Origin of the sequence: Luteibacter sp. dw_328, from assembly GCF_018449605.1 — a bacterium.
Classification (GTDB): domain Bacteria; phylum Pseudomonadota; class Gammaproteobacteria; order Xanthomonadales; family Rhodanobacteraceae; genus Luteibacter.
Map to the genome: position 1 here is coordinate 327,648 of NZ_JAAVUW010000004.1, position 23,300 is coordinate 350,947.

Below are 23,300 nucleotides of genomic sequence, written 5' to 3' on the forward strand. Positions count from 1 at the left end.
TCACCGCTGAGGGATTGGGTGGATCCCTTCGGCTGAGCCACGTCGTTCTTCGGCGTTTCGATATGTATGGCGGGCATGCGGGGTACCTCTTATTTCTTGGTGCGTGGGCATCTGTTCAATTGGACGATCGGCTTACTCGAAGAACCGGACCAGGGTCTTTGCGCCGCCTTCGGCGAGCCAGACAAACAGCCCGCAGCAGCCCGCTGTGACGGCAGCGCTCGTCGTTCCTACGCTCTTCCATGAAGGAAGACGCTCAAGCTGCGCTTCGAACCGAATGAGCTGACTGTCAGCTCCGCGCTGGCGGCTTTCTTGCCGGTCAAACCTTTCCTCGGCTCGATCAACTCGTTCGTCGGTCCGATCAAGCCGCTCTTCGACTCCGGTGAGGCGCGCTCCGATTGCTACCGTCTGAACCTTCAGATCGACGATGTCCTCGCTGACTTTGTCGAGGCGTTTGTCCACGTTATCGAAACGCCTGTCCATGTTGTCCAGACGCTTGTCCATCTCGCCCAGACGCTTGTCCATGCTGTCCAGGCGTCCGTCCATCATCTGGAGCCTTCCGTCGATGCTTCTGAGCAGGGTCTCGATAGTCACCGGATCATCCTTCCTGAGTTCTGCTTTGGTAACGTCAGCGTAGCGGTGCGGATAGTCACCTGAATTGAGAATCGCGACCGATTTCGAAGCATTAGTCGTCGGGTTGAGAATTGTCATGGGAGCTCTCCGCAAGGGCCGATCAAGATTGGCCCGCAGAGGGTAGGGCGTCTGTAGCTCTCGCTCGCACGAAGAGGTCGGACGTTGCTGTGGAAACGTCAGAATGCCATGGGCCTGCGTGGAAGGATCGAGCATCTCTCGAATGAACGCGACCAACCGTGCATCGGAATGATTCAGACGAGTGCATCAAAAAATATGGTCGTTGCCCTACAGACAGCTTCAAGTTGTTTTGATGCGGTCTTTCCGTTACCTGTGTCGTCGCTGTCGAAGCCTCGCAGGCAACCACCTGATGAACGAGGTTACCGAGTGGCTTCAATATGCACGTAGCCTCACACGGCTACTCGCCGACTTCATCCATGAGTCCGAAACGGTGGATTGCCAGCGCGTGGCACATGGTCTCGAGGCCATTGGCGCGCTAACGCACATGAGCGTGCAGTGCACAGCGCAGGCGCACGCGCGCATGTGCTGGGAGCAGAGGGCGAACTAACGTGTGCCGTTGGTAGCGTCGGCCCGAACCGTTGCCGGAAATGAGCCGGTATGGCTGACCTGGAACGTCGGAAGACGGTGTATAAGTCGCATGCCGGCTGCGAGCTTGGGCTGAAACACTACTCATCATCTCAGGGCGGCAAGATGCTCACCCCATCGACGCAACGTCAAACGGGAAAAAAACAGCAAGTGCAGGCCCCGATACAGCGTGCCCTGTCGATGCATGCCGCCGAGCTAACCGCTACACCACCCGCGCTGCATTACGCGCCCCGCGCGATACAACGCGTACCTGCTGCCGGATCAGCAAAGGCGCTCCCGTCCGGCTTGCGCGCCGGCATCGAATCGCTCTCCAGGATGGACATGAGTGCGGTGCGCGTGCATTACGCCTCGCCCTTGCCCGCGCAATTGGGCGCGCTGGCCTACGCGCAAGGCAATCACATCCATCTCGCCCGCGGCGAGGAGCGACATTTGCCGCATGAAGCCTGGCATATCGTTCAACAGCGCCAGGGGCGCGTAAAGCCGACACTGCAAGATCAGGGCGTGCCGATCAACGACGATGCTGCGTTGGAGCGCGAAGCCGACACCAAGGGCGCGCACGCCGCACAACGTAAGCAGGCGGATTGGCGTACGGAAACGACCGCCGGTTCGCAGGCGCAGTCGGGCGTCGTGCAGCGCTACCTTATTGTCGACGACGTGGATCACACACGTGACGTAAAAGTCGGAGGGCGCGATCTCAATGCTCGTGTGCAAGCGGTCAAGCGCAATATGGAAGGTGCCGTGGGGCCGCTGCGTTTCGCCGCCCGGACCTTGGAGAACACCGCCTTCCGGTTCATACAGGCGGACGACCGTGGTCTGGTGACCCGGCAGATCAGGAAATGGATCGAGGACAAACGGGGCGTCGGCAGCCCCGATAGCCGGAACGCGCAATTCGGGCGCAAGAATCAATCGCGTTCGTATGCGAATTATCACGATCTGGCGCTGGCGATCTACGGATGGGTCTCGTCGAAAGAGGGGCGGCGTGAGGAAAAGCTGCTCGCCAAAGAGGTCTATGCCAGCCCGATTGCGGAAGCGCATATTGACACCTTGCTTGGGAAGATAAGCGCCTGGATCGCTACCAGGCCGGGGCACGCAGCCATCACCGCCGATCTGGCCAGTGTGACGCCGCAGGGCACGACCTGGGCTGATTACGCCGATTGGTTCAACCATGTGCAGGCTGCGGACAAGCGCCCGATAGCGGCGAGCTTTCATCCCGTGTTGCAAGCCCCGGGTCGGTATTCCATGCGCGACAAGATTGCGACCTTCCACGACGTGATGAATTACTTCGTGCGCGGGAAGGGCACGCACGGTGCGGGCATGCTCGATCTAGGCGCGGCGGGTGGCCTGGTGGACTTCGATACATTCCAGACCACGACCCTGTTAGGAAGGGTTGCCCATGCACGCCCACGCAACACGTTCCTTGTGCGAGATCGGCTTGGGTTCGCTCCGGTAGGGCTCGCCGACGTAGGGGTCTCGACGGAGGAGCAGCATCCCGGCTTTATCTACGCGCGCAGCCACCAGATTCCCATGTGGGCGCGCCATTCTTTCACGGCCGCGCGCATGATGCGCCTGGCGGAACAGGCCGGTGCCACGCATGAAGAATTGACCGCGGCCGCTTATTCGATCACGGCGTTCTGGCGCAAGGATTACGATCATCGCTCGCTGCCCTATCACACCTTGCACGAAGTCATGGATTTCAGGCCGCATTTCGGGCTCCTGACGGGTCCTGCTTATCCGTACAATCCGCTAACCCGTTATGCAGACGCGCGCACCTTCCTCGATCCGCTCCCACGGCTGATGGCGCGGCTGACTTTGGTCGCGAACTCCGCGAACTGGAACAACCGGGCCAGGCTCCACCGGAACGATGCGGCGCCGGATTCCATCATTGCGATCCGCGCCGAGCTAGGCACGGCGCATACGAACGTAGATAAGTTGTTGGCGATCAAGAACGAGATCGCGGGCAAGACTGGTTTCAGTTTGACGCGGACGAGCCAAGCCAGACGTTTCTACACCATCCTGGCGCACATACCGGACAACGTGAGCCTTTACCAGGCCGCCGGCACCACCTCGGCAGTCAATTCGCAGATCGCGATACGGCTCAGTCTGGTGTTGCGCGAGTTGAACGCATTCAACCCTTGAGTCGTTGCATGCGGGGAGCATGAACGAAGAGGCCACCGCACGGGTGGCCTAAGTCACTGAATAAATGGTGGCTCGGGACGGAATCGAACCGCCGACACGGGGATTTTCAATCCCCTGCTCTACCAACTGAGCTACCGAGCCACAGATGCCTGCAACGAGTGTTGCGGCGAGTGGAGCCGCGTATTAAATCCGTTGCGGGCGTCGGCGTCAAGCCTCTCGTTCGGGTGGAACGTAGCCGGCGGGCTGTACCACGTCGCCGCCGAAGAAGTACTTCTCCATTTCGCCGCTCAGAAAGCCGCGGGTCTTCGGATCGAGCGGGGACAGGCGCATCTCGTTGATCAGCATGGTCTGGTGGCTGAGCCACTGCGCCCAGGCCTCCTTGGAGACGTTCTCGTAAATGCGCTTGCCGAGGTCACCGGGCCAGGGGGCGAAGTCGAGGCCTTCGGCGTCACGGCCGAGCTTTACGCAATGAACCATGCGCGTCATGGGGATATCTCCGGAAGGTTGTTCAGCAGCGTGCGCACCGGGGCGGGCAGGCCGAGCGAGGCGATTTCGTCCCGGTCGCACCAGCGCTGGTCGGGGCGGTCGGCCACGGCGGTAAGCGGGGCCGCATGGTCGAACAGGATGGGCGAAACGTCCAGCCGGTAGTGGCTGAAAACGTGGGTGAAGGCGGGCAGGGGATCGGCATCGCGAATGCGTGCGAGCCGCGATGCGACCATGCCGGCGGCCGACACGTCGTCCGCTTCAGGCAGGCTCCAAAGGCCCGACCAGACGCCCTGCGCACCGCGCTTCTCAAGCAGGATGCGACCACGGGCGTCGCGCAGAAGCAGCATCGACAGCGCGCGCGTCGGGATCTTCTTGCCCGGCTTCGCGGTGGGGAGCGTTGCCGTCAGTCCGTCGCGCAGCGCAACGCAACGGGCGGCCTGCGGGCATAGCGGACACAGCGGCTTGCTGCGCACGCACACCGTGGCGCCGAGGTCCATGATCGCCTGCGTGAAGTCCGCCGTGCGCGTGGCCGGTGTGTGTTCGTCCGCAAACGCCCACAAACGTTTTTCAACGGCGCTTTCACCGGGGTGGCCGGGAACGCCGTGGTAACGCGTCAGCACGCGCTTGACGTTGCCGTCCAGGATCGGGAAGCGCAGCCCATAGGCCTGCGCGAGGATCGCGCCGGCCGTCGAGCGACCAATACCCGGTAACGCCAGCAAGGCATCGATGTCGCGCGGCAACGCTCCGCCGTGGCGCTCGACGCACAACTGCGCGGCACGATGCAGGAAGCGCGCGCGGCGGTAGTAACCAAGACCGGACCACAGCGCCAGCACAGCGTCTTCGTCGGCTTCGGCCAGGGCAGCGAGCGTGGGCAGCCGGTCCACGAAGCGTTGGAAGTAACCGATGACAGTGACCACCTGGGTCTGCTGCAACATGATCTCCGACAGCCACACCCGGTACGCGTCGCGCGGGTGCTGCCAGGGAAGATCCTTGCGGCCGTGATGGTCGTACCAGCGCAACAATTCGGTGGCGAACGTGTTCATGGCGCACCCGCCGGCGCAGCGGCTGTCGAGGTCGCGGCCGGCGCCGTCGAGCCGGGAACGGACCGCACTCGCAAGCCCTTGACATGCACACTGCCGATATCGACCTGGGCGGCGTCGATCGTGCCCTCCACGGGTGGCAGCGTCGGTGGCTGTCCCGCTTGCATGCCCGACCACCAGTCGGCCATCGCCAGTGGCGGCAGGTGCAGATCGGCATGATCCTGGGCGCCGTCGATCTTCAGCCCTATCGATAGAGGATCCTGCTGGTTCGCGGGCGTCACGCCGAGGACCACGTCATACGGCGCAGCCTCGGTGCGCGTCACCCGTCCGGCCATCGAGGCGCCGACATCGGCGCCGCCGCGCCACGTGGCATCGCCGTGCAGCTTCGCGCCGAAGTGGTTCTTGCTACCGGCATCGATGTCGAGATCGCCGAGCGTGAGCACGCCGTGGGCGAGCGACGGCGTGGTCGCGATAGCAAGCGAATACGGTGTTTCGTCCGCCGTGCTCGCATCGAGCGCCAGCGTGAACCGATGATTGTTGGCGAGACGACCGGCATCGATGTCGACATTGGAAAGCAGGAGGCGGTTACCGCGCAGCAAGGTGCTTCGCGACACGCGGAATCCGGCGTCGATTTCAGGCAGGATCGCGCCAGCGGTCGAGGGACGTGGGGGCAGTGTGTCGAGATACGCGGAGACGGCGTCGATATCGATGCGCGCGCCTTCTACCTCGAGTCGGGAGATCGTTGCCTCGCCACCCAGAAGGGTGCGCCATGGGAGGACCAGCTTCCCGCGCGCCGCGACGATCAGTGGCGTGTTACCGCCGTTGCCGTGCAGGGTGATGCCGTCCAGTTCCAGCGAGGGCTTTGGCCACAGGGTGGGGCTGGCCGGATTTGCCAGCGTGAGCTCGAGGCCGGAGGCGCGCGCACGAGACTGCAAGAGTGCCGTGAAGCGCTCCGGCTGCAGCACCACATACATGGCGATCAGGGCCGCGACGATAAGCGCGGCGACGATGCCGGCGATGGCGAGGAGGCCGATGCGCAGTCGACGGTTCATGGCCGCGACGCTTGCGATCCGGCGCTCACTCAGCCACCGAGGCTCGCCGGCAACAGCCCGTCGACAAAGGCTTCGGCATCGAAAATACGGAGGTCGGTGGCTGTCTCGCCGAGTCCCACATAGCGGATCGGCAAGTTGAATTCACGGGCCAGTGCGAAGACCACGCCACCCTTGGCGGTGCCGTCGAGCTTGGTCACGACCAGTCCGGTAACGCCCGCGGTCTCGCGGAACTGACGGAGCTGGCTGATGGCGTTCTGCCCTGTCGTGCCGTCGATCACCATGAGCACTTCGTGCGGCGCGGCGGCGTCGAGCTTCTTCATCACACGCCCGATCTTGCCGAGCTCGTCCATCAGGCCACCCTGCGTGTGCAGGCGGCCCGCCGTATCGGCGATGAGCACCTGCGTGCCGCGCGAGCGGGCAGCCTGGAGTGCATCGAAGATGACACTGGCGGAGTCCGCGTCCTGGCCCTGGGATACGACGGGTACCTTGTTGCGTTCGCCCCAGGTCTTGAGCTGCTCGACGGCGGCGGCGCGGAACGTGTCGCCCGCAGCCAGCATTACGCTGCGACCTTCGTCCGAATAGCGACGGGCCAGCTTGCCGATGGTCGTGGTCTTGCCCACGCCGTTGATGCCGACGGTGAGGATCACGAAGGGGCTGGATGTGGTTACGTCCAGCGGTTTTTCTACCGGCTTGAGCAAGGCCACGAGCTCACGGCGCAAGGCTTTCAGCAGATCCCCGGCGTCGGCGAATTCGCGCTTGTGCATGCGCTTGCGCAGGTCTTCGACCAGGTTGCTGCTGGCTTCCACGCCTACATCGGCGGTGATCAGGGTGGTTTCGAGCTCGTCGAGCAGGTCGTCGTCGAGCTTGGGATGACGGACGAAGAGCGTGGTCAGACTTTTGGCGAAGCCGCTTCCGGAAAGACGTTCGCGCCAGCTCCGCTTCGCCGGCTGAGCGGCTTCGACAATCGAGGCTTCCTCGACATCGGGCTCGACTTCCGGGGCCTCGGGCTCAGGCAGCACGGTTTCGGCGAGGGCCTCGGAGACTGCCGGGCCAGCGTCGATCGAGGCGGCGTCGGCAACCTTCTCCGCGCGCTCGTCAGGTGGCGCGACGTCGGGCGTCGCGATGGGTTCGACGGGCTTCTTCTTCCAGAACTTGAGCATTGCGCCAACGATTCAAAGACAATAGGCGAATGCTAGCACTCCCGCCCTCACTGGCCGCTGAGCGATGAGCGCGTCAGGCCGCGTCCGCATCATCGGCGGAACCCTGCGCAACTCGCGCCTGGATGTCCCCGACCTGCCGGGACTCCGGCCCACGGCCGATCGCGTCCGCGAGACGCTGTTCAACTGGCTGCAGCCCGTTGTCGGCGGGGCGCGCTGCCTCGATCTGTTCGCCGGAACCGGGGCGCTCGGCCTCGAGGCGCTGTCGCGGGGTGCCCGGGCCGTCACCTTCGTCGAGCGCGACGCGCGACTGGCGGCTGCCCTCAAGGCGAATCTGGCCCGTCTCAAGGTGGAAGGCGAGGTCGTCGGCGACGACGCCTCGCGGTGGCTGCGTGGTCCTGGCCGGCCGTTCGATGTCGTCCTGCTGGATCCGCCCTTCGCCCTGGATGCCTGGGAAACGACGGCACGGCAACTGGAGGACGGCGGCTGGATCGCCGCCCATGGCTGGATATACGTGGAGGCGCCACGCGGCGCGGCCCTGAGCCTGCCCCACAACTGGTTTCCGCACCGCCAGGGTCACGCGGGGGAGGTGGCCTACGCCCTCTATCGCCGCACCCCGGCTGATCCGTTAAGCTAGCCCGCGCTTTCCTTCGACCCACCTTCATGACTCCTCTGCCGGCCAATCCGCGACTTGCCGTTTATCCCGGCACGTTCGACCCGATCACCAACGGTCACGCCGATCTGGTGTCCCGTGCTGCGCCCCTGTTCGACCGCATCGTGGTCGCCGTGGCGGAGAGCCGTAACAAGGGTCCCGGTTTCAGCCTTGGCGAGCGCATCGCGCTGGCTCGCCTGGCATTGGCCGACCTGCCCAATGTGGAAGTTCGCGGTTTCGACTGCCTGCTCGCCCATTTCGTCGCCGAAATCGGCGCGGGTGTGATCCTGCGTGGTTTAAGGGCCGTGTCGGACTTCGAGTACGAATTCCAGCTGGCCAGCATGAACCGTCACCTGATTCCCCAGGCCGAGACGCTGTTCCTGACGCCGGCCGAGCAATACAGCTTCATTTCTTCCTCGCTAGTGCGTGAAATCGGTCGCCTGGGTGGCGATATCTCCGGCTTCGTGCATCCGGCGGTGCAGCAGGCCATGCGCCAACGCTGGCGCAACTCTTGAAAACAAAGGTGATCATCATGCGTAAGTTCGTCCTCGCCGCGTCCGTGGCCCTGACCGCCGCCCTGGCCCTCTCGGCCTGCAACAAGTCGGAAGACGCCGATCAGGCTGCCACGACGCAGGAAGCCGCCGTCGCCAAGCCGACCAATCCGACCGATACCAAGGCCTGGAGCCAGTACTTCGGCCAGATCGTGCGCAAGAACATGCAGGGCATGACGGCTGACCGTCCGTTCCCGTACTTCGTTCCGGCCGGCGACGACCAGGCTGGCCAGGACGGTCGCGCTCGCCAGCTCGACAACGTCCAGGGCACCGTTGCCCGCGGCGTCACCCCCGGCAACATGCTCGTCTTCGGTGGTCCGGAGTCGGCCAAGACCGCCGACCTCATCGTCGCCGCCTTCAAGGGCGCGAACGCCGGTTCGTTCAAGAACGTCATCGTGCTGTTCATCGGCGACCAGGCCGACCAGCAGCGCGTCGCCGATGCCTTGGCCCCGAGCGGCGCCACGTATCGCTTCGTCGCGTACTGATCGACGTCCCGGTGGCGAAGAGAGGGCGCCGCACCAGCGGCGCCCTTTTTTTGTCCGCGCCTACCCCGTCTTAGGGGTAAAATGGTAGCTATGTCCCTGATCATTCTCGACACCTGCGTCAACTGCGACGTCTGCGAACCCGTGTGCCCGAACAAGGCCATCTCGCTTGGCGAGGTCTATTACGAGATCAATCCGGACCTGTGCACCGAGTGCGTGGGCCATTTCGACGTTCCCCAGTGCGTCGAGGTCTGTCCGGTCGAGTGCATCCCGAACGATCCGGACCGCGTCGAATCGCGTGACCAGTTGATGCTCAAGTACGAGCACCTGATGGCGAAGGCCGCCTCGTAAGCCCTTGCCCGGTCTCATCGGTTAATCTCGCCGATAGCGATATCCCTTCCCGGAGCGAAACCCCATGGTCCATGCCCCGTCGTGGCGCGTGCTCGCCGCGAGTCTCTTTCTTGTTGTCGGCGCAGGCTGCGCCAGTGCCCAGAACGCACCGCCGCCGTCGAAAGGCCCCGGCCACGCCGCCATCGCCAGCGCCAATTACCTGGCCACCAACGCGGGCTTCGAAGTGCTCGGCAAGGGCGGCAACGCCTTTGACGCAGCCGTCGCGGTTTCGTCGACGCTCGCCGTGGTCGAACAACAGAGTTCGGGCATCGGCGGCGGCTTCATGGCCTTGTTGCATCGCGCTTCCGACAATCGCGACGTATTCATCGACGCACGTGAAACCGCGCCGAAGGCCGTCGACATGAAGGTCTATGTGGGCAAGGACGGTCAGCCGAACCGGGACGTGTCGACCAATGGCCCGCTCTCCGCCGGGATTCCGGGTGAGCCCGCCGGCCTGGTCTGGATGGCGGCGCACTACGGCAAGCTGCCGCTGTCGGTCTCCCTCGCTCCGGCCATCCGCATCGCCACCGAAGGATTCCAGCCCGACGCACGCTTCCTCGGCACCATCGATGACCGTAAGGACGTGCTCGCACGCTATCCGGCATCGGCGGCCGTCTACCTTCCGGGCGGAAAGGTGCCCACCGCCGGCTGGACGCTCAGGCAGCCGGATCTGGCGAAGACCCTGCAGCGTCTCGCGGCGAAGGGGCACGACGGTTTCTATAAGGGCGAAACCGCGAAGCTGCTCGTGGACGCATCCCGTGGCGCTGGCGGCAACTGGACCGCCGCCGATCTCGAGGCTTACCAGGCGAAGGAGCGCCAGCCGCTGAGCATCGACTACAAGGGTTATCGCATCGTCACCGCACCGCCGCCGTCGTCGGGTGGCGTGGCGATTGCCGAGGTGCTCAACATCATGTCGGGCTTCGACCTGGCCAAGCTCGATCTCGCCCATTCGACGCATTTGACGATCGAGGCGATGCGCCGCGCGTTCCGCGATCACAACGAATACCTGGGCGATCCCGACTTCGTGAAGATGCCGCTCGACATGCTGCTCTCGGCGTATTACGCCGATGGCCTGCGGGCGACGATCTCACCGGACAAGGCCACGCCGTCCGATCTCCTGCCGACCTCGATGGCGCCCGAGCCGGGCATGCACACCACGCACTTCTCGGTGATCGACGCCGACGGCAACATGGTCGCCTCCACCCTCACGGTGAACCTGGAGTTCGGCTCGGCCTTCATCGCCAAGGGCACCGGTGTGGTGCTCAACGACGAAATGGACGACTTCGCTCTCGTGCCGGGCCAGCCCAATGCCTTCGGCTTGCGCGGCGCGCTGGCCAATGCGCCGGAACCGGGTAAACGCATGCTGTCGTCGATGTCGCCCAGCTTCGTTTTCGGTGCCGACCGTACGGCCGTGATCGGCTCGCCCGGTGGCTCGACCATCATCACGCAGGTGCTGGAGGGCATTCTCGCCTTCATTGACGGCAAGAGCGCCTCCGAGATCACGGCGCAGAAGCGCTATCACCATCAGTACCTGCCCGACCGCGTCGATGTGGAAGCCGGCGTTTTCGACGATGCCACGACCAAGGCGCTGACGGACATGGGGCATGTACTGCGGAACCGCTCGCCCTGGGGATTCATGAACGTGGTGACCTGGGACCACCGGACGAACAAGCTCGACGCCGCCAGCGATCCGCGTCGCCCGTCGGGCCTGGGCAAGGTGCAGTAAGGTTGCCTGCATGAAGCTATGGTCACTCATCGGCAACTCGCAGCGGCTCGACGGCGGTGCGATGTTCGGCAATGCGCCGCGCGCCATGTGGTCGCGTTGGGTGACGCCGGACGCGGAGAATCGCATCCCGCTCGCCTGTCGCTGCCTTCTCGTCACCGGGCTCGATGGCAGGAACGTGCTGTTCGAGACGGGCATCGGCGCCTTCTTCGACCCGGCCATGCGCGAACGCTTCGGCGTGGTCGAAGATCGCCACGTGTTGCTCGATTCGCTCGCCGAGGTCGGTCTTCGCCATGAGGACATCGACGTCGTCGTGCTGTCCCACCTGCACTTCGATCACGCAGGCGGCTTGCTGGCGCCCTGGGTGGAAGGGTGCCCGGCGACCCTGCTGTTTCCGAACGCACGCTTCCTGGTGGGCGCCGAGCACTGGGCGCGTGCACGCGATCCGCATCCTCGCGACCGCGCCTCGTTCATTCCCGAACTGATTGGTCTGCTGGAGGCGAGCGGCCGGCTCGAACTTGTCGAGGCCGGACGGCCCTCGTCACTGGGCGACGCCGTGCGCTTCGAATTTTCCGAAGGCCACACCCCGGGCCTGATGCTCGCGGAGGTGGGTGGCGTGGCGTTCTGCGCCGATCTCATCCCCGGCCGGCCATGGGTGCACTTGCCGGTAACGATGGGTTACGACCGTTGGCCGGAAAAACTGATCGATGAGAAACGGGTGTTTCTCGACGACAAGATCGCACGTGGCGTAAAGCTTTTCTTTACCCACGACCACGGTTGCGCCATGGCGTCCGTGGAACGGGACGGTAAAGGCCGTTACACGGCTGCCGATATGCATGAACGACTAAGCGGCATCGAAGCGTAAGGACGCCGATAGCGGGCACGGGGGCAGGATGAAGTCGAAACACAAGATGAAAGACACGGGCATGGCCTGGAGCGCGCGCGTTACCGGTGCCGTGCTATTGCTTGCGGGACTAGGCCTGATCGCCTGGAACGAACACCGCGTCATGGACTACGGCGCAGCGATAGCGCGCCACGGTTCGCCGGTGCTGGACCTGGGTGCAGAGGGACGGCCCTCCGCCGGGCAGTACGGTTCGATGACGCGTGTCAGTGGCACGCCACAGATTCTCGACGCACCGCGCGATCCGGAGTTCAACGTCCGGGCCGATTCGCCGATCCTCATCCGTCACGTGGAAATGTTCCAGTGGCGCGAGATCACGGTGGGGGGCAGCACGCATTACGAACTGGACTGGGTCGATCGTCCCATCGATGCGACCAACTTCGCCAAGCCGGCGGGACACGTGAATCCGGGTGCCTTCCCTATCCAGGGGCGTCAGTTCGAAGCGGGTGAAGTAAAGCTGGGCAACTTCAAGCTGTCCACGCCGATCATCCGCGCATTCCCCGGACGGATCGACATCGCGCCTGACGAACACAAGCTGCCAGCGAACCTGGCTGCGACCTTCCAGCGCGTGGACGACAAGCTCGTGACGAGCAGCAAGCCGTCCAATCCGCGCCTGGGCGACCTTCGGATCAGCTGGGAAGCCGTGCCGGTGCAGTCGATGACGGTGCTGGCGCGCATCGACGGCGATACGCTGGCGGCGCGTGAGCCGAAGGATGGCGATCCCGGCTTCGATGTGCAGGTGGGCGACCGCAGTTTGCTCGACGTTCTGCCCGCCCTGCCCGAGCCGCCACAGGCGGTGCTGCTGGTTCGCCTCGCGGCGTTCGTGCTAGCGGCCCTGGGTGCGTTGCTGCTGGCATGCACAAGCCGCCTGCGCAACGATGTGCTGTTCGCCGCCGGTATCGGTGCCGTGGTGGTGCCCGCCGTGGCGGGAGTGATGTGGCTGGCTGGCGACGCGATGACGGCAAGCGTATGGTTGCTCGTTGCCGTGCTCGGCGCGGGCCTGGCGATCTGGCGCGTCCAGCAGCGCTCGGCATCGCCGTCCGACTGACCCTTCAGGAGCGAGACCATGCGTATCACCGGCCTTTACGCGGCACTGCTGACCCTGCTTATTCTCGGCCTGGCGGTCCGCGTGATGCTCATCCGCCGGCGCACGCGCATCGGCCTGGGCGATGGTGGCGACCGTGCGGTTGCCTGTGCCATTCGTGCGCATGGCAACGCCACGGAATACGTGCCGCTGGCGTTGATCCTCCTGCTGGTTCTCGAACTCGACCAGACCGTGCCGCTATTGCTTCATGCGTTCGGTGTGGCGCTGGTGATTGCGCGACTCGTCCACGCCGTGGGTCTGTCGCGGGCGGCGGGCAATTCGCCCGGACGCGCCATCGGCGCCGGCCTGACCTTGCTGGTCATCGGCCTGATGGCGCTGATGCTTATCTGGCAATACGTGGTGATCCACGTGATCGCCGCCACGGTTTAGGCGCCGCTTCAGCGGCGGCCCCTTGTGGGAGCCGCTTCAGCGGCGATAGGGTGCTAGCGATAACCCGGCCCGCTGCCGCGGGATCGCCGATGAATCGGCTCCCACAGTGCCGATGAATCGGCTCCCACAGTGCCTTGCAGGTCAGGCTTCGGCTTCGACGACGGCGGTGCCATCGGCGAACGCATAGACATGATCGGCCCAGCTGGCTGCTTCGACGTACATCGCGGCCATCGTCTGCAGGTGCTGGGTACGCAGCGCCGAGTCGCTCTCCAGTTCGCCCTGTTCCCAGTGGCGGATCTGGTCAAGGAGCGGTGCGAACGGACCGGCGCCTTCGAGCAGGGCTTCACGGATTTCAATCGCCAGTGGCAGGTGCTCGAGCACGTATGCCATGGAGACATTCATCAGGGTATCGAGCAGTGAGAACAGGCCGGCCGTGAAGGCCATTTCCTGCAGTTCGGGCTTAATCGTGCGGGCCAGCTTCTCGCACATGTGGGCCCGGATAAGAGCGAGGCGAAGCAGTTCCGGCGGGCGCTCGTCCATGCCGGACACGGCCATGGTGAAAATCCAGTTGCGCATGCGGTTCACGCCGAAGAACACCGCGGCCTGCTCGACCGATTTCAGCTGGCGGGGCAGGGCGAAGTAAGCGGAGTTCACGCAGCCCAGCAGCTTGTAGCTGAGGACAGCGTCGTCGCGGATGATCTTGCCCAGTTCGACGGGGCCGTTCTCGGGATCCTGCAGGGCGCCCATGAGACGCAGCACGCCGAGCTTGCTCGGGGCGAGGCGTGGCATGTCTACGCGCTCGGGGCGCAGCAGGTACTTGCCCTGGAAGCCGTCGACATCCTGGTCGGCGTAATCGACGAAGGTCTCGTGCGTATCGATGCCGGTGACGATTACCTTGACCCCGAACGCATGCACATAGTCCATGTGCGCGCGTGCAGCGACCGGATGGCGATGATCCACCGCGACCTTCGCGAACTGAACAATACGCAGCAACGCGTCCACGCCGGCCCGGTGTTCGGGATCGGCGGGCAGGTTGAAGTCTTCGAGCATGAACAGGCAGCCATGGCCCTTCAGCTCGCGAAGCTTCTCCAGCAAGTGGTCATCCGTACCGACATCGGCACTGATGCTGGCGCCTAGCCGCGCGTTGTGGCGAAGGATGTCCGCGTGCTCGAGGAGCAGCTGCGGCGACATGTGCAGGAAAGCACGATTGTCACGGACGAGGCGCTTGAGGCTGCCATCGGCGATAGCGCTCAGCGTCGCCTGCGTATGTGCAAGCGCCGCGGCGTCGATATCGCTGCCGATGGGGCGGGGGAACAGGAGTTCGTAGGCGAAGAGCGCCTGCTTCCTGTCCAGGATGGGCACGCGGACGATCGGGAGAATACCGTCGTCATTCACCGCTGTCGGCTGGGGGGTCACTGCCATTGCTTTTGTTGGTGCGCCGTCTGGGTGAGCCTGGGGATGTTTGTGGGTGGGATTAAACCTGCGCGATAGTGGCGGAACGCAGTTTTACCCGCGCGGTGTCGCCCTTCGGGCCGTAGGTCGATCCACCCGGCGAATCGCCCGCAAGCAGCGCAAGCGCCTGACGAACGTGGCCGATTCGCTGGCCGACAATGCGGCCGTTCACTTCATTGAGTTTGCGGCACTCGACCAGGCGTTCGATCGTGTGTGTCCAGCGCGCATCGTTCAGCGTGTCGACGCCGGCGGCGTCGCCCAGGTGGCGACGCTCCGTGTCGAGCTTTTCAATGCGGTCGAGCTGTTTGCCCTTCACCCGGCTGACGGTGTCGAGCGCATGCGTGTCAGCCTGATCGAGCGCCATGCGCTCGTCGATCAGGGTGGCGTGCAGCGCGTCGACCTCACGGGCGAGTTCGCCCATGACGGCGCGAACGGCCGCGTCGAAGTCGGAGCCGAGCGGATCGGTCATGCCTTGCCGCCGATCTGGCCTTCCATCGCAAGAAACTTGCTCGCGATGGCCTGGGAATCAGGCTTGTAGGTGCCATCGGCCAGCTTGCTGCGGATTTCGTCGACGCGCTTGGTGTCGATGCCATCGCCACGGCTGGCGGCGTCGAGCGCCTTGGCCGAGTCGGTGATCTTGACGCTGTCGTCGCTCGGACGCACGGCGCTGGCGCCCTGCGTGGAGGCGGCGGAGCCTGCAGCCTGGTTCTGGGTGCGGAGCTGCACCTGGGGCTGCGGGGCCTGGATACCGGGTTTGATCGTCGTCGTCATGTGTGTTCCTCGGAGCTGGTGTCCTTCAAACCCTTTATCGGCGGTCTGTCGGCGAACTTTAACTGGCCCTGGGCCGCGAAGTGTGACCGGGTTGGGATTTTGTTCATGGCAGTACCGCGACGGTGCCGGGGCCGGTGACCACGGCGTCGAGTACCTTTCCGGATGAGGCGTTGCGGACCTTCAGGCGGGTGCCGGTATCGCCGGCGCCCATGGACACGCCGGCGACGCGGATGACCACGCCCTCGACGTCGGCCTGCATGCTGACCGAGTCGCCGATGCGCACGGCTTGTCGACCGGCCAGCATGCCGGGTGTCAGTACGGTGCCGGCACTCAGTGGACGGGCCAGGGAGCGGCCGTCGACCTGACCCGGTTCGGCGATGTAGCCATAGGCGAGGCTGGCCACGTCACGCTCTTCGGTGTGCACGTCACCCGCGCCGACGCCATCGCCGCGTGCCAGCGGCCGGGTGGTCACCAGCACGTTGGTAAACATCTTGACCCGGACCGGCACACGCACCGTCCAGCCGCCCGGGACGGGGCAGTGCACGGCCACGCTGACGCGTGCGCCGAGTGGCCGGTTGCCGGGCAGTGAGGACTCGAGCGGTTTCGGGCATTCGGTCAGGCGAAGCCGGCTATCGAGCGAGTCGGCGTCGGCGGTCATGCGTGCGCCGGGCAGGGCGCGGTTCTGTAGCAGCCAGGTCACCGCCGCCGCGCGTACCGATTCCACCGTCTGCCCGGCTACCGCGCATAGCGGCAGGCCGAGCAGGGCGGTCACGGTGATACCGCGGGCGAAGGTGGATGCCTTCACGCGGCGCGTTCCGCCAGCGATGCCGACAGGCCCTGGGTGATCGCATCCAGTTCCCGGTTGAGGTCGGCGACCATGTGGCCTGCGTCTGCATGCCGGCCTTCGCCCAGCGTGATGGCGTATTGCGAGGCGAGCGCGGAGAAGCGTTCACCGGCGGCACGGATGCCATCGGTCGGGCTATCCGGCCGGCGCACGCGGAACTGGTCGATGCAACGCATGAGCGGGGTGGTGTCGAGCCAACGGCGATCGAGGCTGGCCGGATCGCGCGAGGCGAGTTCCACGGCGAAGCGAAGACCCTGGCTGGCTTCCCGGATCATCTGGCTGAGGCTGGCGGCGTCGAGATCGCCCTCGGTTTCGAGGCGGCTCAGGCCGAGCCGATGCGCAAGCACCGCGGCACGGGCGGCGGCGTCGGCCTGGCGGCGAGCCTCGTTGGTCACGCGGCCGAGCGTGCCCTGGGTGGCCTGGATCGCCGCGATGCGGCCCTGCAGCGCGCCCATGCCTTCGCGGGCCGCGTCGATGTTGCCACGCGCGCCGCGGGCGGCTTCGTCCACGCGGCCCATCGAAGCCTGCATGCCGGCGATGCCCGACTGGGTCTGGTCGAGGCGACGCAGGCTGTTCTGCACCGCGTCGTCGAGCTGACCGGCGAACTGGCCGACAGCTTCGGTGGTCTGGTCGATTTCGGCCGTGGCCTGGGTCGTCTTTTCCGCGAGCTGCTTGACCTCGTCGGCAACGACCGCGAATCCGCGACCGGCTTCACCGGCACGTGCGGCCTCGATGGCCGCATTCAACGCAACGAGGTTGGTCTGGTGGGCGATGTCCTGCACCGTCGCGGTCAACTTGCGGATCGCGGTGAAATATTCGGAGAACTGGGCGTGGTTGCGGCTCATGCCCGACAGTGCGCTGCGAAGCAGACGCAGCTGGCCGTCGAGGTCGCCCGCCGTGGCCAGGCCCTGGCTGCCCGACTCGCCCATGCCGACCGCGCCGGCGTAGGCCTGGTCGAGCGCCGTCGAAATCCTGGCGCTGGCGTCCGTCAAACGTCCGGCGGTGTCGCGGGCTCCTTCGACTACCTTGCCGAGTTCCAGCAGGGTGCCACCAAGCGCCTGGGCGTTGGTCAGCACCATGCCCTGCTGCTCGATCGCCTGGATGGTCGTTGCCGGCGCGGTGCGCGGCTCCGCAGGCTTAAGCAGGGCGCCAAGGGCGCTGGCAGCGGCCGGGTACTGTGCGGAGAGGGCGCGAACGCGCGCCGCATCGCCCTGGGCGGCTGCGTGGGCGAGGAGGCGGACGTGCTGGCTCCAGAGGAGGGTCATGATTTCGCTTTCATCGGATGGTCGCCCCACTTAATCGGTCGGGAGCCTCAGGACTTGAGTCATGCAATCGGCGTGCCATCAGCGTGGCTACAGAAACGACCAGACCCGCCGATACCGTTCGCGACACCTTCTGTAGATGCCTCGCACGTCATGGCCCGACCGCTGCTCGACACCGTGGAAACCTTTACCCGCCTGGCGGGCCATAACCGCGTGGCGATGCTTCTGTTTCGCCTGGGTGATCGACAGGCGTTCGGCATCAACGTGTTCAAGGTGCGCGAGGTGCTTCGCCGGCCGCGCCTGGAGCGGATGCCAAGCATGCACGCGCTGGTCTCGGGCAGTTTCGACTATCGGGGCAGCACGATCCCGGTCATCGACCTCGCTGCCGCCATGGGCTATCCGGCGCTTGCCAGCGTCGACAGCGCACACCTGATCGTCACCGAATTCAACCTCTCGGTGCAGGGATTCCTGGTCTCCGATGTCGATCGCATCGTCCATGTGGATGGTGCCAACCTCAATGCGCCTCCGGCAGCGCTCGGCTACGGCTCGCGGGTCAATGCGGTGACCCGGCTGGACGGCGATCTGCTCGCGGTCGTGGACGTGGAGCAGGTACTGGCTTCCGTCGACCCCACCGTGGTGCAGCTTTCCGATCGTGTCCAGCAGGCCGCCCATGTGCAGCAGGCCGGCAACCGCCGCATCCTGGTCGTCGACGACTCGGCAGTCGCCCGCACGCAGCTGGTCGATCTGTTCCGCAAGATGGACCTCGAATGCGTCATCGCCAAGGATGGACGCGAAGGGCTCGAAAAGCTGCGCACGATGGCCGGCGGCCCCGTTGCCGATCGGGTGGACCTGGTCGTATCGGACATCGAAATGCCGTTGATGGACGGTTACGCGCTGACCACCGCCATCCGCGAGGATGCGCAGTTACGGCACATGAAGGTCCTCCTGCACAGCTCGTTGAGCGGCGTGTTCAACGAGGCGATGGTGGCTCGCGTGGGTGCGGACAAATTCATCGCCAAGTTCCAGCCGGACATCCTCGCGACCGCGGTATTGGACCTCCTGCCGGCCTGAATCGGGATGTTCGCGGGCGGCGGGCTCGCCCGTCCCTCCCTCACGTGAACGACGGTCATCCGTCGCCGACGCCATCAGGCAGGGCGCCAGAATTCCGGCACGTTCGCCCAGATCATCGCTTCGATCCCACACAAACGGCGCCACGGCGCCGTTTCGCATGTCTGGGTCCGGCGTGGCACGCCTCTTGCTCAACCCCTCGGGCCAAGCTAACGAGGGGGTCAAGCCCATGATCGACAAACCGGATCCGCTATTAGGCGTACACGCCCAGGCCCTTGGCCTGTGGCAGCGCCGTGCGGAAGTCATTTCGTCGAACCTGGCCAACGCCGACACGCCGGGCTTTCTCGCGCGCGACCTCGATTTTCGCAAGGCGATGACCGCTGCCAGTGGCACGGCCGATGGCCCGGGATTGCAGATGACGGCAACCGAAGCCGGTCACATCGGCGGCAACCCGGCCTTCGCCGCGACGGACGCTGACAAGCTCGCCTATCGCGTCCAGACCCAGCCCACGATGGACGGCAACACGGTAGATACCCAGGTCGAACAGGCCCAGTTCGCCGCCAACGCCATCCACTACCAGGCGTCGCTCAGCTTCATTACCTCGTCGATCCATGCCATGCGCATGGCCATTTCAGGATCCAGCTCATGAGCCTGCTCAAGATTTTCGACGTCGCCGGCTCCGGCATGGCAGCCCAGTCGGCCCGGCTCAACACCACGGCCAGCAACATGGCCAACGCGGACAGCATCGCCAGCAGTGAGGCCGGCGCCTATCACGCGAAGCAGCCACTGTTTTCGGCCGTGCAGCAGCAGGTCAACGGGCAGATGGAAAACGGCGGCGTGCGCACGCTCGGCATCACCGAAAGCCAGGCACCGATCCAGGCACGTTACGAGCCGTCCAATCCGCTCGCCGACGCGAACGGCAATGTCTATCAAAGCAACGTCAACACGGTCGACGAGCTGGTCAACATGATCTCCGCGTCGCGCTCCTATCAGAACAACGTCGAAGTCATGAACAGCGCCAAGCAGCTCATGCAGAAGACGCTTGACCTCGGCAAGTAAGGAATTCCCATGGTAGACGCCGTCAGCGGTAACAGTTCCTCATCTTCATCATCGTCATCGACCGGCCAGCTGCAGCAGCAGACGCTGAGCCAGTCGGACTTCCTCAAGCTCATGGTCACCCAGATGACCAACCAGGATCCGACCAAGCCGATGGACTCCACCCAGATGGTGGCCCAGATGGCGCAGTTCTCTCAGGTGGCAGCGACACAGGAGCTGCAGGCCTCGTTCGACACGCTGGCCTCCGGCCTCACCGGTGACCAGTTCGTGCGCGCTGCCGCTCTTGTGGGCCAGGAAGTGCTCGTGCCGTCGACCGCCGGCAAGCTCGAGGATTCCGCGCTCAGCGGCGCCGTGAACGTGGGCACCTCCGGGACCTACGTCAACGTGCAGATCAAGGACACCGCGGGCAACGTCGTCCGCACGATCGACCTCGGCCAGCCGGACGCCGGCCTTGCCAAGTTCGACTGGGACGGCAAGTCCGACACCGGCGCGCAGCTGCCCGACGGCGTTTACCAGATGTCCGCAACTTCCGGCGGCACGGCGATCGATACCTTCGTTCGCGGCAAGGTGGAAGGCGTCGGTGCCTCCGGTACCGATGGAACCTACGTGCAGGTAGCCGGCTTCGGCGGCGCCCTGCTCAGCCAGATCGCGCAAATCCTGTAACTCCAGCAAGGAACCTCCACCATGCCATTCGACATCGCCCTAAGCGGCATCAATGCGGCGTCTTCCGACCTGGAAGTCACTGCGAACAACATCGCCAACGTCAATACCGTGGGCTTCAAGGGCTCGCGTGCCGAGTTCTCGCAGGTCTACTCGGCAGCCGGAAACAATCTTTCGGCCCAGGTCGCCGGCAGCGGCGTGCGCCTGACCAACATCTCCCAGCAGTTCAGCGACGGTGCCGCGACACAGACCGGCAACTCCTACGACTTTGCCATCAGCGGCGCGGGTTTCTTCACCCTGCGTGACGGCTCGGGCTACTCCTATAGCCGCGCGGGCAACTTCCATCCCGATGAGAACGGGAACGTTGTCAATGCAACCGGCCAGAACGTGCAGGTCTATCCGCCAACCGCCAACGGCGGTTTCGATATCAGCAGCCTGGCCGACCTGAAACTGACCACCGGTTCCAGTCCCGCCAAGGCGTCGGCTGCCATCGGCCTGACCGCGAACCTTGCCGCGAGCGCCACGGCGCCGACCGGTGGCGCATTCGATCCGACCAACGACAAGACCTACAACACGCTGTCGACGTTCCAGGCTTTCGATTCCCTCGGTGCCTCGCATACGGTCAACATGTACTACGTGAAGGATGCGACCAATCCCAATACGTGGAACACGCACATGACCGTCGACGGTACCGAAATCGGTACGGCCCAGCAGATGACCTTCAGTGCGGGCGGCGCGATCATCACCCCGGCCGGCGGCAAGCTCAACTACGGTTCGGTATCGCCGAACCCGGGTGCCGCGCCACTCAATCTCACCGTCGACATGAGCAAGGTCACGCAGTTCGGTGACTCCTCGTCGACCACGGCGGTGTCGAACGACGGCTATGCCGCCGGCACGTTCTCGAACATCGACGTTGCCAAGGACGGAACGGTTTCGGCGAAGTACTCCAATAACGTGAGCGTGCCGCTCGGCCAGCTCGCCATCGCCACCTTCGCTAACAACCAGGGTCTTCGCCAGCTCAACGACACCAACTGGGCGGCGTCCTCGGACTCGGGCCAGGCGATCCAGGGCGTGGCGAACTCCGGCGATGTCGGCAGCGTACAGTCGGGTTCGCTCGAGGCGTCGAACACGGCCGACCTGACCGCGCAGCTGGTCAATATGATCAAGGCACAGCGCAACTACCAGGCGAACGCGCAGGTCATCTCGACCGACAACACGCTCACCCAGACGATCATCAACATCCGTAACTAAGCGTGACAGCTGGCGCGGTCTCCGGGCCGCGCCAGTACGTTTCCGCAATCGAACCAGGGATTCCGCCATGGACCGCTCCGTATATGTCGCGATGACCGGCGCCACGCAGATCATGCGCGCGCAGGACGAAGTGGCACACAACCTGGCCAACGCCAACACCACCGGCTTCAAGTCGGAGTTGTCGGCGTTCCAGAGCCTGCCGGTCCAGGGCGACGGCATGCAGACGCGCATCAACGGCGTGGCCCAGGGCACAGGTTGGGATACGACCCCCGGCGCGCAGATGCAGACCGGCAACGATCTTGATATCTCGGTGCAGGGTGACGGCTGGATTGCGGTGCAGGGTGCGGACGGCAATGAGGGCTATACCCGTGCCGGCAACCTGCGCATCGACGCCGACGGTTTGTTGACGGATGCACGGGGCAATGCCGTCATGGGCGGCGGCGGTCCGATCACCATCCCACAGGCTTCCAGTGTGAAGATCGGCACCGATGGCACGATTTCCGTCGTTCCCCTCGGTGAATCGCCGTCCACCATCGCCACCACCGACCGCATCAAGCTCGTGAACCCCGGCAACGACCAGCTGACCTACGGCAGCGACAGCCTCATGCACATGAAAGACGGCAGCACGCCCCAGGCGGACGCCGATGTGCGGGTGGTCTCCGGCACGATCGAATCGAGCAACGTCAACCCTTCCGATGTCCTCGTGAAGATGATTTCCCTGTCCCGCGAGTTCGAAATGCAGGTCCGTTCCATCAAGACTGCCGACGACAACGCCCAGTCGGCATCGAAATTGCTACAGGTGGGTTAACCACCGCCACGCGACGCATTTCCGTCGCCGGCATGTAAAGCGCCCAAGCGCAGGAGTCAACGATGTTCTCGTCCCTCTGGATCGCCAAGACCGGCCTCGATGCGCAGCAGACGCGCATGGACGTGGTCTCGAACAACCTGGCCAATACGAACACCACGGGCTTCAAGCGCGCCCGCGCCGAGTTCGAGGATCTGACGTATCAGAACCGCGGCCAGGCCGGTGCACAGACGACGGAGCAGACCCAGTCGCCCACCGGCTTCATGATGGGTACCGGCGTGCGTGTCGTCGGCACCCAGAAGATGTTCGACCAGGGCGGCTCACAGCAGACCGACAACCCGCTCGACGTACGCATCGACGGTCGTGGCTTCCTGCAGGTGACCCTGCCGGACGGCACGGTCGGCTATTCGCGTGATGGTTCGCTCAAGCGCGACCAGGATGGCCAGATCACGACCAACGATGGTTACCCGCTCGAGCCTTCCATCACCATCCCCGCCAATGCCAGCACGGTGACCATCGGAAAGGACGGCACGGTGAGCGTCACCACCGCTGCTAACGCGGCGTCGCAGCAGATCGGCACGATCCAGCTCGCCGACTTCGTCAATCCCGCCGGCTTGCAGCCGCGTGGCGACAACCTTTACCTGGAGACCGCTTCCAGCGGCGCTCCGCAGACGGGCACCGCCGGCCTCAACGGTCTGGGCACCCTCGACCAGAATGCCCTCGAAGCGTCCAACGTGAATGTCGTCGAGGAAATGGTGAACATGATCGAGACCCAGCGCGCCTACGAGATGAACTCCAAGGCGATTTCGACGGCCGATCAGATGCTTCAGTTCATCTCCAACAAGACCTGAGAC

General features: G+C 64.7%; 27 protein-coding genes and 1 tRNA gene. 17 read left to right on the plus strand and 11 right to left on the minus strand.

All coding sequences use genetic code 11. The annotated features are described in order from the left end of the window. Positions 1-132 precede the first annotated feature (132 nt). A complete protein-coding gene (locus HB634_RS11800) occupies positions 133-708 on the minus strand; it encodes a hypothetical protein (RefSeq protein WP_157503972.1) in 576 nt (191 codons plus the stop codon). Between the two features lie 289 nt (positions 709-997). Here HB634_RS11800 and HB634_RS11805 point away from each other — a divergent pair, with 289 nt between their 5' ends. Together HB634_RS11805 and HB634_RS11810 are read left to right on the plus strand one after the other, a co-directional pair. Next, positions 998-1,195 carry a hypothetical protein gene (locus HB634_RS11805; RefSeq protein ID WP_213948702.1) on the plus strand — a complete coding sequence of 66 codons (198 nt, stop codon included), beginning with the start codon at positions 998-1,000 and terminating at the stop codon, positions 1,193-1,195. Between the two features lie 50 nt (positions 1,196-1,245). Then, positions 1,246-3,369: a DUF4157 domain-containing protein gene (locus tag HB634_RS11810; RefSeq protein WP_213948703.1), complete on the plus strand. Its 2,124-nt coding sequence runs from the start codon at positions 1,246-1,248 to the stop codon at positions 3,367-3,369. A 65-nt stretch (positions 3,370-3,434) separates the two neighbouring features. On the opposite strand, the gene HB634_RS11815 is transcribed toward HB634_RS11810, so the two are convergent. The 5 genes from HB634_RS11815 to ftsY form a co-directional block, all read right to left on the minus strand. Then, positions 3,435-3,510 (minus strand) — tRNA-Phe (locus tag HB634_RS11815). Positions 3,511-3,576: 66 nt separating this feature from the next. Further along, complete coding sequence (locus HB634_RS11820; protein ID WP_213948704.1) at positions 3,577-3,855, minus strand: oxidative damage protection protein; 279 nt, start codon at positions 3,853-3,855, stop codon at positions 3,577-3,579. Then, complete coding sequence (gene mutY / locus HB634_RS11825) at positions 3,852-4,898, minus strand: A/G-specific adenine glycosylase (RefSeq protein ID WP_213948705.1); 1,047 nt, start codon at positions 4,896-4,898, stop codon at positions 3,852-3,854. Before mutY ends, HB634_RS11820 begins: the two co-directional genes overlap by 4 nt. After that, positions 4,895-5,947 (minus strand): AsmA family protein, encoded by a 1,053-nt coding sequence (locus tag HB634_RS11830; protein ID WP_213948706.1) that lies wholly within the window; start codon positions 5,945-5,947, stop codon positions 4,895-4,897. Before HB634_RS11830 ends, mutY begins: the two co-directional genes overlap by 4 nt. A gap of 29 nt (positions 5,948-5,976) precedes the next feature. Beyond that, complete coding sequence (gene ftsY / locus HB634_RS11835) at positions 5,977-7,107, minus strand: signal recognition particle-docking protein FtsY (RefSeq protein ID WP_082879357.1); 1,131 nt, start codon at positions 7,105-7,107, stop codon at positions 5,977-5,979. Positions 7,108-7,171: 64 nt separating this feature from the next. Between ftsY and rsmD the strand changes: the two genes are divergently transcribed. The 8 genes from rsmD to HB634_RS11875 all read left to right on the plus strand — a co-directional run bounded on the left by rsmD (position 7,172) and on the right by HB634_RS11875 (position 13,277). Further along, positions 7,172-7,741, plus strand: coding sequence for a 16S rRNA (guanine(966)-N(2))-methyltransferase RsmD (gene rsmD / locus HB634_RS11840; protein ID WP_213948707.1), 570 nt, complete (start codon positions 7,172-7,174; stop codon positions 7,739-7,741). Positions 7,742-7,767: 26 nt separating this feature from the next. After that, a complete protein-coding gene (gene coaD / locus HB634_RS11845) occupies positions 7,768-8,271 on the plus strand; it encodes a pantetheine-phosphate adenylyltransferase (protein ID WP_063571678.1) in 504 nt (167 codons plus the stop codon). A gap of 17 nt (positions 8,272-8,288) precedes the next feature. Then, positions 8,289-8,792, plus strand: coding sequence for a hypothetical protein (locus HB634_RS11850; protein ID WP_063571689.1), 504 nt, complete (start codon positions 8,289-8,291; stop codon positions 8,790-8,792). A gap of 90 nt (positions 8,793-8,882) precedes the next feature. Then, positions 8,883-9,140 (plus strand): YfhL family 4Fe-4S dicluster ferredoxin, encoded by a 258-nt coding sequence (locus HB634_RS11855; protein ID WP_063571679.1) that lies wholly within the window; start codon positions 8,883-8,885, stop codon positions 9,138-9,140. A gap of 64 nt (positions 9,141-9,204) precedes the next feature. Beyond that, positions 9,205-10,905: a gamma-glutamyltransferase gene (ggt, locus tag HB634_RS11860; protein ID WP_213948708.1), complete on the plus strand. Its 1,701-nt coding sequence runs from the start codon at positions 9,205-9,207 to the stop codon at positions 10,903-10,905. 10 nt (positions 10,906-10,915) lie between these two features. Further along, complete coding sequence (locus tag HB634_RS11865; RefSeq protein ID WP_063571681.1) at positions 10,916-11,767, plus strand: MBL fold metallo-hydrolase; 852 nt, start codon at positions 10,916-10,918, stop codon at positions 11,765-11,767. A 28-nt stretch (positions 11,768-11,795) separates the two neighbouring features. Further along, entirely contained in the window at positions 11,796-12,851 is a 1,056-nt protein-coding gene (locus HB634_RS11870) for a TMEM43 family protein (RefSeq protein WP_063571682.1), read from the plus strand. Between the two features lie 18 nt (positions 12,852-12,869). Continuing rightward, positions 12,870-13,277, plus strand: coding sequence for an MAPEG family protein (locus HB634_RS11875; RefSeq protein WP_213948709.1), 408 nt, complete (start codon positions 12,870-12,872; stop codon positions 13,275-13,277). A 141-nt stretch (positions 13,278-13,418) separates the two neighbouring features. Here the strand turns inward: HB634_RS11875 and HB634_RS11880 are convergent, their stop codons facing one another. The 5 genes from HB634_RS11880 to HB634_RS11900 all read right to left on the minus strand — a co-directional run bounded on the left by HB634_RS11880 (position 13,419) and on the right by HB634_RS11900 (position 17,609). Then, entirely contained in the window at positions 13,419-14,699 is a 1,281-nt protein-coding gene (locus tag HB634_RS11880) for an HDOD domain-containing protein (RefSeq protein ID WP_213948710.1), read from the minus strand. 52 nt (positions 14,700-14,751) lie between these two features. Next, positions 14,752-15,198, minus strand: a complete 447-nt coding sequence (locus HB634_RS11885) for a flagellar protein FlgN (RefSeq protein ID WP_063571685.1) — start codon at positions 15,196-15,198, stop codon at positions 14,752-14,754. Next, a complete protein-coding gene (gene flgM, locus HB634_RS11890) occupies positions 15,195-15,500 on the minus strand; it encodes a flagellar biosynthesis anti-sigma factor FlgM (RefSeq protein WP_063571686.1) in 306 nt (101 codons plus the stop codon). Before flgM ends, HB634_RS11885 begins: the two co-directional genes overlap by 4 nt. A gap of 103 nt (positions 15,501-15,603) precedes the next feature. Then, positions 15,604-16,305, minus strand: a complete 702-nt coding sequence (flgA, locus tag HB634_RS11895) for a flagellar basal body P-ring formation chaperone FlgA (RefSeq protein WP_213948711.1) — start codon at positions 16,303-16,305, stop codon at positions 15,604-15,606. Continuing rightward, complete coding sequence (locus HB634_RS11900) at positions 16,302-17,609, minus strand: methyl-accepting chemotaxis protein (RefSeq protein WP_213948712.1); 1,308 nt, start codon at positions 17,607-17,609, stop codon at positions 16,302-16,304. The genes flgA and HB634_RS11900 overlap by 4 nt, the downstream gene beginning before the upstream one ends. A gap of 150 nt (positions 17,610-17,759) precedes the next feature. On the opposite strand from HB634_RS11900, the gene HB634_RS11905 reads away from it, so the two are divergent. The 7 genes from HB634_RS11905 (at position 17,760) to flgG (ending at position 23,297) form a co-directional block, all read left to right on the plus strand. Further along, positions 17,760-18,677, plus strand: a complete 918-nt coding sequence (locus HB634_RS11905) for a chemotaxis protein (protein WP_213948713.1) — start codon at positions 17,760-17,762, stop codon at positions 18,675-18,677. Between the two features lie 226 nt (positions 18,678-18,903). Then, on the plus strand, positions 18,904-19,323 hold the full coding sequence (flgB, locus tag HB634_RS11910) for a flagellar basal body rod protein FlgB (RefSeq protein ID WP_213948714.1): 420 nt from the start codon (positions 18,904-18,906) through the stop codon (positions 19,321-19,323). After that, complete coding sequence (gene flgC, locus HB634_RS11915) at positions 19,320-19,733, plus strand: flagellar basal body rod protein FlgC (protein ID WP_213948715.1); 414 nt, start codon at positions 19,320-19,322, stop codon at positions 19,731-19,733. The genes flgB and flgC overlap by 4 nt, the downstream gene beginning before the upstream one ends. A 9-nt stretch (positions 19,734-19,742) precedes the next feature. After that, positions 19,743-20,393, plus strand: coding sequence for a flagellar hook capping FlgD N-terminal domain-containing protein (locus HB634_RS11920; RefSeq protein WP_213948716.1), 651 nt, complete (start codon positions 19,743-19,745; stop codon positions 20,391-20,393). 21 nt (positions 20,394-20,414) lie between these two features. Beyond that, positions 20,415-21,641, plus strand: a complete 1,227-nt coding sequence (gene flgE, locus HB634_RS11925; protein WP_213948717.1) for a flagellar hook protein FlgE — start codon at positions 20,415-20,417, stop codon at positions 21,639-21,641. Between the two features lie 67 nt (positions 21,642-21,708). Then, positions 21,709-22,449 carry a flagellar basal-body rod protein FlgF gene (flgF, locus tag HB634_RS11930; protein WP_107914321.1) on the plus strand — a complete coding sequence of 247 codons (741 nt, stop codon included), beginning with the start codon at positions 21,709-21,711 and terminating at the stop codon, positions 22,447-22,449. Between the two features lie 62 nt (positions 22,450-22,511). After that, positions 22,512-23,297 carry a flagellar basal-body rod protein FlgG gene (gene flgG, locus HB634_RS11935; RefSeq protein ID WP_107914320.1) on the plus strand — a complete coding sequence of 262 codons (786 nt, stop codon included), beginning with the start codon at positions 22,512-22,514 and terminating at the stop codon, positions 23,295-23,297. The last annotated feature ends 3 nt before the right edge of the window (positions 23,298-23,300 follow it).

What these genes read in the sequence shown, in the direction of transcription:
- HB634_RS11820 (WP_213948704.1), bottom strand. Translation starts at nt 3,855, where the DNA reads ATGACGCGCATGGTTCATTGCGTAAAGCTCGGCCGTGACGCCGAAGGC.
- HB634_RS11870 (WP_063571682.1), top strand. Translation starts at nt 11,796, where the DNA reads ATGAAGTCGAAACACAAGATGAAAGACACGGGCATGGCCTGGAGCGCG.
- HB634_RS11880 (WP_213948710.1), bottom strand. Translation starts at nt 14,699, where the DNA reads ATGGCAGTGACCCCCCAGCCGACAGCGGTGAATGACGACGGTATTCTC.
- flgB (WP_213948714.1), top strand. Translation starts at nt 18,904, where the DNA reads ATGATCGACAAACCGGATCCGCTATTAGGCGTACACGCCCAGGCCCTT.
- HB634_RS11920 (WP_213948716.1), top strand. Translation starts at nt 19,743, where the DNA reads ATGGTAGACGCCGTCAGCGGTAACAGTTCCTCATCTTCATCATCGTCA.
- HB634_RS11800 (WP_157503972.1), bottom strand. Translation starts at nt 708, where the DNA reads ATGACAATTCTCAACCCGACGACTAATGCTTCGAAATCGGTCGCGATT.
- HB634_RS11810 (WP_213948703.1), top strand. Translation starts at nt 1,246, where the DNA reads ATGGCTGACCTGGAACGTCGGAAGACGGTGTATAAGTCGCATGCCGGC.
- HB634_RS11875 (WP_213948709.1), top strand. Translation starts at nt 12,870, where the DNA reads ATGCGTATCACCGGCCTTTACGCGGCACTGCTGACCCTGCTTATTCTC.
- flgG (WP_107914320.1), top strand. Translation starts at nt 22,512, where the DNA reads ATGTTCTCGTCCCTCTGGATCGCCAAGACCGGCCTCGATGCGCAGCAG.
- HB634_RS11855 (WP_063571679.1), top strand. Translation starts at nt 8,883, where the DNA reads ATGTCCCTGATCATTCTCGACACCTGCGTCAACTGCGACGTCTGCGAA.
- mutY (WP_213948705.1), bottom strand. Translation starts at nt 4,898, where the DNA reads ATGAACACGTTCGCCACCGAATTGTTGCGCTGGTACGACCATCACGGC.
- HB634_RS11850 (WP_063571689.1), top strand. Translation starts at nt 8,289, where the DNA reads ATGCGTAAGTTCGTCCTCGCCGCGTCCGTGGCCCTGACCGCCGCCCTG.
- HB634_RS11865 (WP_063571681.1), top strand. Translation starts at nt 10,916, where the DNA reads ATGAAGCTATGGTCACTCATCGGCAACTCGCAGCGGCTCGACGGCGGT.
- flgE (WP_213948717.1), top strand. Translation starts at nt 20,415, where the DNA reads ATGCCATTCGACATCGCCCTAAGCGGCATCAATGCGGCGTCTTCCGAC.
- HB634_RS11905 (WP_213948713.1), top strand. Translation starts at nt 17,760, where the DNA reads ATGGCCCGACCGCTGCTCGACACCGTGGAAACCTTTACCCGCCTGGCG.
- coaD (WP_063571678.1), top strand. Translation starts at nt 7,768, where the DNA reads ATGACTCCTCTGCCGGCCAATCCGCGACTTGCCGTTTATCCCGGCACG.
- HB634_RS11885 (WP_063571685.1), bottom strand. Translation starts at nt 15,198, where the DNA reads ATGACCGATCCGCTCGGCTCCGACTTCGACGCGGCCGTTCGCGCCGTC.
- flgF (WP_107914321.1), top strand. Translation starts at nt 21,709, where the DNA reads ATGGACCGCTCCGTATATGTCGCGATGACCGGCGCCACGCAGATCATG.
- flgM (WP_063571686.1), bottom strand. Translation starts at nt 15,500, where the DNA reads ATGACGACGACGATCAAACCCGGTATCCAGGCCCCGCAGCCCCAGGTG.
- rsmD (WP_213948707.1), top strand. Translation starts at nt 7,172, where the DNA reads ATGAGCGCGTCAGGCCGCGTCCGCATCATCGGCGGAACCCTGCGCAAC.
- ftsY (WP_082879357.1), bottom strand. Translation starts at nt 7,107, where the DNA reads ATGCTCAAGTTCTGGAAGAAGAAGCCCGTCGAACCCATCGCGACGCCC.
- HB634_RS11900 (WP_213948712.1), bottom strand. Translation starts at nt 17,609, where the DNA reads ATGACCCTCCTCTGGAGCCAGCACGTCCGCCTCCTCGCCCACGCAGCC.
- ggt (WP_213948708.1), top strand. Translation starts at nt 9,205, where the DNA reads ATGGTCCATGCCCCGTCGTGGCGCGTGCTCGCCGCGAGTCTCTTTCTT.
- HB634_RS11830 (WP_213948706.1), bottom strand. Translation starts at nt 5,947, where the DNA reads ATGAACCGTCGACTGCGCATCGGCCTCCTCGCCATCGCCGGCATCGTC.
- HB634_RS11805 (WP_213948702.1), top strand. Translation starts at nt 998, where the DNA reads ATGAACGAGGTTACCGAGTGGCTTCAATATGCACGTAGCCTCACACGG.
- flgC (WP_213948715.1), top strand. Translation starts at nt 19,320, where the DNA reads ATGAGCCTGCTCAAGATTTTCGACGTCGCCGGCTCCGGCATGGCAGCC.